General features: G+C 57.1%; 1 protein-coding gene. It reads right to left on the bottom strand.

Features of this window, described 5'->3' with window-relative positions; genetic code table 11:
• Positions 1-388: 388 nt before the first annotated feature.
• A partial coding sequence (locus JE47_RS21485; RefSeq protein WP_152556131.1) for an HYR domain-containing protein occupies positions 389-798 on the bottom strand: 410 nt, incomplete at its 5' end.

Below are 798 nucleotides of genomic sequence, written 5' to 3'. Positions count from 1 at the left end.
AGGTCACCGGCACTATACCCGCTACGGCGTCACTGGCCGTTGCGAGGAGACTCATGCATTGCCCGCCAACGTTTCCCTGGCCATTATGGCGCTGTCGTGGTTGAGAATCATCAACAGCCCAGGCTTTTGATTACGCTCTAAGGTTCCAATGATGAGGTTTGTAAAGTTTTTTGCCTGCCTGCTGGTGATGGTGAAGGAGCACGACCGAAAACCGGAAACTTTGCCCCTCTAGTGGTACTGGTGGGAGGGGCAGATTAAAATCTGCCCCTACCTTCTGAGGAATTACCTTGCTCGACGAGGTGACGAAGTCCTATCGAGCGATGACTAACGGTAAATATCGGCTGCATTTATCACCAAATAACCACAACTCACCACATTTGAGTGGCTCCTATACACTGGTAATGATCGGGATGAAAAGACGATGGTGTGGTATTTGTGGTGCTCCAGACGGCGTGATTGTGACCGTAAAGCTGCCGGTGGCGGTGTTGCCGGACGGGTCGCTCGCCGAACAGGTGACAGTAGTAGTGCCAAGGGGGAAGGTGCTGCCACTGGTCGGGGTACAGGTCACCGGCACTATACCCGCTACGGCGTCACTGGCCGTTGCGGTGTAGGTGACTACCGACCCGGCCGGGCTGGTTGCCTCACGCAAGAGGTTGTCCGGCAGATTCAGCGTCGGCGGTGTGGTATCGACGACGGAGACCGTAAAGCTGCCGGTGGCGGTGTTGCCGGACGGGTCGCTCGCCGAACAGGTGACGGTGGTAGTGCCAAGGGGGAAGGTGCTGCCACTGGCCGGGGTAC

It is taken from the genome of Chloroflexus sp. MS-G (assembly GCF_000735195.1).
Lineage (GTDB): Bacteria > Chloroflexota > Chloroflexia > Chloroflexales > Chloroflexaceae > Chloroflexus.
Note: the sequence above shows the minus strand (reverse complement) of the source record. Positions and strands in the feature narration are given on the sequence as shown.